The 7,908-nt window shown below is 37.9% G+C and carries 9 protein-coding genes; 2 read left to right on the forward strand and 7 right to left on the reverse strand.

The window, feature by feature from the left end; translation table 11 throughout:
* Positions 1–3: 3 nt before the first annotated feature.
* Complete coding sequence (gene rof, locus JEP40_RS18685; protein ID WP_198624769.1) at positions 4–264, reverse strand: Rho-binding antiterminator; 261 nt, start codon at positions 262–264, stop codon at positions 4–6.
* Between the two features lie 262 nt (positions 265–526).
* Between rof and nlpE the strand changes: the two genes are divergently transcribed.
* Positions 527–1,207, forward strand: a complete 681-nt coding sequence (gene nlpE, locus JEP40_RS18690) for an envelope stress response activation lipoprotein NlpE (RefSeq protein ID WP_198624770.1) — start codon at positions 527–529, stop codon at positions 1,205–1,207.
* Between the two features lie 91 nt (positions 1,208–1,298).
* Here nlpE and proS read toward each other — a convergent pair whose 3' ends face one another.
* From proS to metN, 6 genes are all read right to left on the reverse strand, one after another.
* Positions 1,299–3,014 (reverse strand): proline--tRNA ligase, encoded by a 1,716-nt coding sequence (gene proS, locus JEP40_RS18695; protein WP_198624771.1) that lies wholly within the window; start codon positions 3,012–3,014, stop codon positions 1,299–1,301.
* A 208-nt stretch (positions 3,015–3,222) separates the two neighbouring features.
* Positions 3,223–3,930, reverse strand: coding sequence for a tRNA (N6-threonylcarbamoyladenosine(37)-N6)-methyltransferase TrmO (tsaA, locus tag JEP40_RS18700; RefSeq protein WP_198624772.1), 708 nt, complete (start codon positions 3,928–3,930; stop codon positions 3,223–3,225).
* Positions 3,927–4,337 (reverse strand): Rcs stress response system protein RcsF, encoded by a 411-nt coding sequence (gene rcsF, locus JEP40_RS18705; protein WP_109409047.1) that lies wholly within the window; start codon positions 4,335–4,337, stop codon positions 3,927–3,929. Before rcsF ends, tsaA begins: the two co-directional genes overlap by 4 nt.
* Positions 4,338–4,467: 130 nt before the next feature.
* Entirely contained in the window at positions 4,468–5,283 is an 816-nt protein-coding gene (locus JEP40_RS18710; protein ID WP_198624773.1) for a MetQ/NlpA family lipoprotein, read from the reverse strand.
* Between the two features lie 67 nt (positions 5,284–5,350).
* Entirely contained in the window at positions 5,351–6,004 is a 654-nt protein-coding gene (locus tag JEP40_RS18715) for a methionine ABC transporter permease MetI (protein WP_036933988.1), read from the reverse strand.
* Positions 5,997–7,028: a methionine ABC transporter ATP-binding protein MetN gene (gene metN / locus JEP40_RS18720; protein ID WP_198624774.1), complete on the reverse strand. Its 1,032-nt coding sequence runs from the start codon at positions 7,026–7,028 to the stop codon at positions 5,997–5,999. The genes JEP40_RS18715 and metN overlap by 8 nt, the downstream gene beginning before the upstream one ends.
* A 194-nt stretch (positions 7,029–7,222) precedes the next feature.
* Between metN and gmhB the strand changes: the two genes are divergently transcribed.
* Complete coding sequence (gmhB, locus tag JEP40_RS18725; protein ID WP_198624775.1) at positions 7,223–7,789, forward strand: D-glycero-beta-D-manno-heptose 1,7-bisphosphate 7-phosphatase; 567 nt, start codon at positions 7,223–7,225, stop codon at positions 7,787–7,789.
* Positions 7,790–7,908 lie beyond the last annotated feature (119 nt).

The following is a 7,908-nucleotide window of genomic DNA, read 5'->3' on the forward strand; positions in this document are numbered from 1 at the left end:
CGGTTATTCCGATTTTATAACAATAGTCCCAAGTTCGGGATTAGAAAAACTGGCAATGATATCTAGTCGTAAATCTTTAGAGCCTTCAGCCGTCTTGATTTTTAGGTATTCAACCTTTTTGCTTAAGAAAAGGTCATCAGCGATGCCTTCAATAAGCTCACCATCATGTAATTCAATATGAAGCGCTAAACCACGTTGGCATGCTAACTCCAGATACTCGTAATCATCACAGTTAATTGGTTGATATTCTGTATTTGTTGACATATTCCCTCACCACTCTTTCGTGGCGGTATAGCCGCCAGTGAATAATTCAGAATAAAATCATTATGCTGTTATTCGATGTGAGCACAATAGTTATTATAATAATTTTCTGAAATAGTTCTTTATTCGAAGTGATTTGAGAAATAACTGACAATTATAGGTACATTTATCTTAAAGCGTATTTTATTACCCCCTTTTATTTTAAAAAATGTTAGAATCATAAAGAGAATGATTTATTAAAAAGTACCCAGAATGTAGGGAGTCGATGATGGGGAAAAAACTTTTATTTGCAGCTGTTGCTGCCGGGTTATTTGTACTATCAGGTTGCCAAAATAATATTGGCTTATCACTTGATGGAAAAATTGTAGACCAAACTTACAACAGTATTCTGCCGTGTGCCGATTGTTCTGGTATCGACACCACAATTCTTGTTAATCAAGATGGTTCTTATGTAATGGAGCAAAGCTACCAAGGCTCACCTGATGATAAACGAAGTTTCTTTGAATCAGGAACTTGGGTATTAGGTAAAGATAAGCTGACACTGACTAATAGTTATGGTGAGAAAAGCTATTATTTACCTCGTGAAGATAAATTAGTTATGCTTGATATAGATGGTAACGTCATTAATTCAGAGCTAAATTATACTTTAGCTAAAGTGCAACCTAAACAACTTGCTGGTGAGTTTACCTATTTTGCTGATGCTGGGACATTTAAAGATTGTCAATCAGGGCGTGTTTACGCAGCAAATGGTATTGAATTAGAAAAAGGTTATTTCTCAACAGGTGTTGATGGTGGAACACCGGTTTACCTTGAAGTGAATGGTTATTACAGTATTCGCCCTTCAATGGAAGATGGTAAATATGATAGAGCATTAGTTGTTACTGATGAAAAACCTCGTTTTAATCGTCATGGCTCTTGTGGAAACCATCGTGGTGGTAGAAGTTAAGCTTTAGTCTATTTCTCAATAAAAAACCCGCTTTAGCGGGTTTTTTTGTTTATCATGAAGCCTCTTAAAAAAAGAGAGACTTCATTGATGATTAAGCAAGTTGCTCTTTAATAAAAGCAACAACGTCATCAACATTGACCAGTGATTTATCATCACTACGACGCGCTTTATATTCAATTTGATTGTTATCTAGGTTACGATCACCAATCACGATAGTGTGTGGAATACCAATCAGTTCCATATCAGCAAACATCACACCCGGACGCTCTTTACGATCATCAAAAAGAACATCAATGCCTTGAGCACGTAATTCGTCATAAAGTCTGTCAGCAACTTCTTTAACACGATAAGAACGGTGCATGTTCATTGGTAAAATAGCGACTTGGAATGGTGCAATAGCATCAGGCCAAATAATACCGCGAGCATCATGATTTTGCTCGATAGCTGCTGCAACAATACGAGTTATACCGATACCATAACAACCCATAGTCACGATCTGGTTATGACCTTCTTCGTTTTGTACCGTTGCTTTTAATGCTTCAGAGTATTTTGTACCGAGTTGGAAAATATGGCCAACTTCAATACCACGTTTGATTAGCAACGTTCCTTTACCGTCAGGACTTGGATCACCCTCAACAACATTACGGATATCTGCAATCTCAGCAACAGGCAGATCACGCTCCCAGTTGATACCAAAGTAGTGTTTACCATCGACATTTGCACCAGCGCCGAAATCACTCATTACAGATACAGAACGATCCATAATTACTGGTAATGGCAGATTAACTGGGCCTAATGAACCAGGGCCTGCATTTACCGCTTGGCGAATTTCAGCTTCTGTAGCAAAAGTTAAAGGAGCTGCAACAATAGCGCATTTTTCTGCTTTTACTTCATTGAGCTCATGATCACCACGGACTAATAGCGCAACTAATTGATGGCCACTTTCTTTTGTACCATGAACAATTAGTGTCTTAACTGTTTTTTCAATAGGTAGATTGAATTGTTCAACTAATTCAGCAATCGTTTTAGCGTTTGGTGTATCTACTAAACGTAATTCTTCTGTTGCTGCAGCACGTGGAGTCGCAGGTATTACAGCTTCTGCTAATTCGATATTGGCCGCATAGTCAGAGCCTGTAGAGAAAACAATATCGTCTTCACCGCTGTCTGCTAATACTTGGAATTCATGAGATGCATTACCACCAATCGAACCTGTATCTGCCAACACTGGACGGAAATCCAGACCAATACGTGAGAATATTTTGCTATAAGCTTCATACATTCTGTCGTAAGTCTCTTGTAAAGACTCTTGAGAGATATGGAAAGAGTAAGCATCTTTCATAATAAATTCACGAGAACGCATAACGCCAAAACGAGGGCGTACTTCATCGCGGAATTTGGTTTGAATTTGATATAAATTCAGTGGAAGTTGTTTGTAAGAGGTAATTTCATTACGAACAATGTCTGTGACAACTTCTTCATGAGTTGGACCTAAAACAAATGGGCGTTCGCCTCTGTCTGCAAAACGCAGTAATTCAGGGCCATATTGTTCCCAACGACCACTTTCTAGCCATAAATCAGCGGGTTGAACAACGGGCATTGAAATTTCAAGTGATCCTGCATTGTCCATCTCTTCACGAACAATTTTTTCAATTTTTCTCAGAACACGAACTCCTGTCGGCATCCAATCATAAAGACCAGAAGCGAGTTTACGGATCATGCCCGCGCGAAGCATAAGTTGATGGCTGACAATTTCTGCATCAGCAGGTGTCTCTTTTAAAGTAGAGAGCAAATAGTGGCTAGTACGCATTATTAGGTTCCATTAGAACAAAAATACTTAGGCTGACTGTCACGCCAGTCTACATCAATATAATTAGAGAAAGACTTTAGTCTACCAGTGACTTTGGCCTACCAAAAGGGGCAACGCATTTTTTTCAATCTGATTTGTTTAAAGACAACGAGAATGACGTTCAGATTGGATAATTCATGATAGTAATATCAATGAAGATAGTAGCAAGTTACCGCGGTTCTATATCAAGAACAAGTGTCTGTTGCCCATTCACTTGCCAGCGAACATTAAATTCAAGTAAATGTACCGCATAGATCCTATCACTTTGCTCATTTTTTTTATAAGCAGGGCGAGGATCTTGCTGTAATACTTGAGTGATAAAACGCGAAAGATGGGGATATTCATTCGCATAATGTTGCATTTGTTCTAAAGCAAGTTGTGAAAAGAAAATAGGCATTTCATTATCTGGTGCCTCTTGTGCAAAACCAGCAATCGCATTTGGCCGAGACTCTGCAAAGGGTAAGTAAGGCTTAATATCGAGAATAGGAGTTCCATCAACTAAATCAAGGCTGCCTAAATCTAAAACAACGGATTGGTTCTGTATGTTTACTTTTTTTAACTCGACTAAAGACATGCCGATGGGATTCGGACGAAAAGTTGAGCGAGTTGCAAAAATACCCATTTTGGTATTACCACCAAGCCTTGGGGGACGAACTAAAGGGTGCCAACCCTGTTGTGCTGTTTGATGGAAAACAAAAATCAGCCAAAGGTGACTAAATTGTTCTAAGCCTCGAACTGTATCTGGGTGATTGTAAGGTGTATGTAGAATAAGTTGGCCGCCGCCATCCTGGATTAACCCAGGTTGGCGTGGAACGGCAAATTTTTCTTTATAAGGGCTTGATATATGCCCTATAGGATTCATTTGGTAGGTATTCATTTTGTAATGAGTAATGCGGTGCCTTCACAAATGGCTGATTGGTAGCAACCTAAACCAGTGACAATTTGGCATTCATGCAATAAAACAGCATTAGCATTTTTGTAAGCTGCTTTTGTTGCCATTCTTTTTTTTGCGATAGGTAAACTTGCTGGTGGATCTTGTAATGTTTGACGGCAAGATTCACCGGCAACAATGCCGAGATCTTTAAACGGAGCACCTAAAAGATCTTCTGTTTTTTCAACAATACGCACTGAAGGTAATGTTTGTGATCTCGGTTTTTGGGGTTGTCCTGGTTTATTTAAACGCATATCCGTAAATTTAGACTGATCAACATCAGATGAATTCTGCATTGAACAGCCTGTCATAAACAGCGCCATGATGCCAAGAAGTAGCAAGCGCATGTGCATGGGTTATATCCTCTTTATTATTGTCTATACAAAAATTAAACGGCTATAATTTAATGCAAATTAGCCAAGTAAAAAAGAGAAAGGCGAACAAATGTCCGCCTTTTTTATAATTAAGTTAAATATTAACGTATTACCAGCCTTTTACAGCACCACCGTTAAAAATTTTATTGGCAGCACTATCCACTTCATCTGTTTGATAGGCTTGAATAAATTTCTTCACATTCTCGCTGTCTTTATTGTCTTCACGAGCAACAATGATATTTACGTATGGCGAGTCTTTATCTTCAACAAAAATACCGTCTTTTGCTGGTGTTAAGTTAACTTGACTTGCATAAGTAGTGTTAATCACCGCTAAGTAGATTTTTTGATCATCTAATGAGCGAGGTAACTGTGGCGCTTCTAATTCAACTAATTGTAATTTTTTAGGATTTTCAATAATATCAAGCTTGGACGGTAACAGACCTACACCATCTTTTAATTTAATTAACCCGACTTTTTCTAATAACAGCAGTGAGCGACCTAAGTTTGTTGGATCATTAGGAATAGCCACTTGTGCTTCATCAGGTAAATCAGCTAAATCAGTAATCTTTTTAGAATAACCCGCGATAGGATAAATAAATGTATTCCCTACAGCTGTTATTTTGTAATTACGATCTTTAATTTGTTGGTCTAAATAAGGTTTATGTTGGAATGCATTAATATCGATATCACCACGACTTAATGATTCATTAGGCATGACGAAGTCATTGAAAGTAACGAGTTCTACATCAAGACCATATTTATCTTTAGCAACTTGTTTCGCTACTTCAGCGACTTGTTGTTCCGAGCCTGAAATAACACCGACACGAATATGATTTGGATCTTTTTCTTTTTCACCACAACCCGCTAATGCCAATGCACCAACTAAAGCACTTACAATTGCGAGCGATTTAAATTTCAATGACATACATTTACCCTTATTTGATCTGTTAATTAAAAGATTTCATTATTAATAATAGAAACTTTCAATCTATTTATTTATGTGTTGTCAGCTTCACTAAGCGATCGCCGAAAAACTGAATGATAAAAACAAGAATAACCAGTAGAACAATGACTGTATTCATTACTGTTGCATTATAGCCAACGTAACCATATTGGTAGCCAATTTGACCTAAACCACCGGCACCAACAGCACCCCCCATTGCGGAGTAACCCACTAATGTAATTAAAGTAATGGTTGCCGCATTAATCAAGCCTGGTAAAGATTCGGGTAATAAAATCTTCTTAATAATTTGCATTGGCGTTGCCCCCATAGAGCGGGATGCTTCAATTAATCCTTGAGGGATTTCTAATAGTGTATTTTCTACCATACGTGCAATAAATGGTGCTGCTCCAACGGTTAATGGCACGATGGCTGCTTGCAAGCCAATTGAAGTCCCTACGACCATACGTGTAAAAGGGATCATCCATACTAATAAGATAATAAAAGGGATGGCCCTAAAAATATTGACGAGTGCTGAAATAATGCGGTAGGCAGGTGGATTTGCCATGATTTGTTCAGGACGCGTAACATAGAGTAAAACACCCAGAGGTAATCCGATAACAAAACCAAAGAAGCCTGAAACAAAGGTCATGACTAAGGTTTCCCAGATCCCACTAATTAATAAATAAATCATTCCTTCAGACATAACCGAGAACCTCTACTTTCACATGATGCTCTTCTAAAAACGCAATCGACTTTTCAGTGTTACCATTATTACCGTGTAGTTCAGCTAACATAACACCAAATTTTACACCACCGGCATAGTCCATTTGAGAACTTAAAATATTAATATCAGCGTCAAAACGACGTGCAACGATAGACATTAATGGTGCATCTACAGATTGACCATTAAATTCAAGTTTTAATAATGGGAATAAACCTTCTTCCCACTCTGACTTCATGCGTTCTTTATAGTCTTCAGGAATATCTAATTGCAGTGTTGATTGAATAAATGCTTGAGAAACAGGCGTTTTAGGGTGAGAGAAAACCTCACTGACGGCATCACTTTCAACTAATTCACCACCACTAATAACTGCAACTTGGTCACAAATACGTTTTACAACGTCCATTTCATGAGTAATTAATAAAATGGTGAGACCTAAGCGACGGTTAATATCTTTCAGTAATTCTAAAATAGAACGTGTTGTTGCTGGATCTAGTGCGCTGGTAGCTTCATCACACAATAAAACATTTGGTGAATTTGCCAATGCACGTGCAATTGCAACACGTTGTTTTTGCCCACCAGATAAGTTAGCTGGGTAATACTCTTTCTTATCAGACAGACCAACTAATTCTAGCAATTCATTAACACGCTTATTGATTTCAGCACGTGGCGTATTATCAAGTTCTAATGGCAATGCGACATTATCAAATACGGTACGTGAGGACAGTAAGTTGAAATGCTGGAAAATCATACCAATACCGCGGCGTGCTTTAGTTAATTCTTTATCTGATAATTTTGTAAGATCTCGTCCATCAACCAATACTTCACCTGAAGTTGGTTTCTCTAACATATTTACGCAACGTATAAGTGTACTTTTACCCGCTCCTGACGATCCGATAACACCAAAAATCTGCCCTTGTGGCACATGCAGGTTTATATTTGATAGCGCTTGTATTGAACGCTCTCCCTGCTTAAATACTTTGTTTATATTCGTCAGTTTAATCATGTTTTTCTTTATATAAGTAGATATGGGACACAAAGACTATTCTGCCCGAGTTAAAATAGATGTTAAGGCGTCTAGACGGCTAAGTCAATAAAAAAGAGTGGAAGGTTAATAAAGAAAGAAAGCCGTGGATATCATTCTCTATATAAGAAAAAACATGCGATACTAATAAAAATATCTAAATGGAGTAATGTGCTGTGAGTAAGGGGATTTCAGCGATTTTCTTAGATCGCGATGGAACTATTAATATAGACCATGGTTATGTATCTGAAATTGATAACTTTGAATTTATCGATGGGGTTATTGAGGCAATGGCTGAATTAAAAGCTATGGGTTATGCCTTAGTGCTAGTAACAAATCAATCAGGTATTGGGCGAGGCTATTATAGTGAAGATAAGTTCTTACACTTAACAGAGTGGATGGATTGGTCTTTAGCAGATAGAGGTGTTGATTTAGATGGTATCTATTATTGCCCCCATCATCCTGATGCAACTGTAGAAGAATATAAGAAAGCTTGCGATTGTCGTAAACCAGCCTCTGGTATGTTTATGGATGCCAAAGCGCAATTAAATATCGATATGGCTTCTTCTTATATGGTTGGTGATAAAAAAGAAGATATGTTGGCTGCGAAAAATGCAGGTGTTGGCCATAAAATTTTAGTTCGTACAGGAAAAGAGATAACAGAAGAGGCACAAAAGTGTGCTGATTTTGTTCTTGATAGCCTCGCAGACTTGCCAAAATGGCTAAAAAGTCACAAAAAATAAGCACTTCGTTTAATTTACCAACAAACGATCATTTTTTTAAAAAAAACTATTGCCAGCCTCAGAAAACTCCCTATAATGCGTCCTCGTTGTCACGGAACAGGGCGCTAAGCGAACTGACT

The organism is Proteus vulgaris (genome assembly GCF_016239305.1).
GTDB lineage: Bacteria > Pseudomonadota > Gammaproteobacteria > Enterobacterales > Enterobacteriaceae > Proteus > Proteus vulgaris_C.

Excerpts from the sequence above, each read along its gene's own strand:
- rof (WP_198624769.1), bottom strand. The coding sequence starts at position 264 with ATGTCAACAAATACAGAATATCAACCAATTAACTGTGATGATTACGAG.
- nlpE (WP_198624770.1), top strand. The coding sequence starts at position 527 with ATGATGGGGAAAAAACTTTTATTTGCAGCTGTTGCTGCCGGGTTATTT.
- proS (WP_198624771.1), bottom strand. The coding sequence starts at position 3,014 with ATGCGTACTAGCCACTATTTGCTCTCTACTTTAAAAGAGACACCTGCT.
- tsaA (WP_198624772.1), bottom strand. The coding sequence starts at position 3,930 with ATGAATACCTACCAAATGAATCCTATAGGGCATATATCAAGCCCTTAT.
- rcsF (WP_109409047.1), bottom strand. The coding sequence starts at position 4,337 with ATGCACATGCGCTTGCTACTTCTTGGCATCATGGCGCTGTTTATGACA.
- JEP40_RS18710 (WP_198624773.1), bottom strand. The coding sequence starts at position 5,283 with ATGTCATTGAAATTTAAATCGCTCGCAATTGTAAGTGCTTTAGTTGGT.
- JEP40_RS18715 (WP_036933988.1), bottom strand. The coding sequence starts at position 6,004 with ATGTCTGAAGGAATGATTTATTTATTAATTAGTGGGATCTGGGAAACC.
- metN (WP_198624774.1), bottom strand. The coding sequence starts at position 7,028 with ATGATTAAACTGACGAATATAAACAAAGTATTTAAGCAGGGAGAGCGT.